The organism is Bacillus sp. NTK074B, assembly GCF_017303375.1.
GTDB lineage: Bacteria > Bacillota > Bacilli > Bacillales > Bacillaceae_B > Rossellomorea.
Genome location: NZ_JAFKOH010000336.1, coordinates 1 through 218 on the forward strand (window position 1 = coordinate 1; position 218 = coordinate 218).

1 tRNA gene is annotated in these 218 nt (G+C 46.8%); it reads right to left on the reverse strand.

The features are described 5' to 3' along the window. Position 1: 1 nt before the first annotated feature. A tRNA-Thr gene (locus JI667_RS22570) sits at positions 2-77 on the reverse strand. Positions 78-218: the final 141 nt, after the last annotated feature.

A 218-nucleotide genomic window follows, 5' to 3' on the forward strand; every position in this document is an offset into this window, starting at 1 on the left:
ATGGTGCCGGCAAGAGGACTTGAACCCCCAACCTACTGATTACAAGTCAGTTGCTCTACCAGTTGAGCTACACCGGCGTGAATGATTTGGTGATGAATACTGCTTACAATAAGCAATTCAACGAAGCAATCCATGGAAAGATATTTTGCTTTCGCAAAAAAACATGGTGGAGGATGACGGGATCGAACCGCCGACCCTCTGCTTGTAAGGCAGATGCT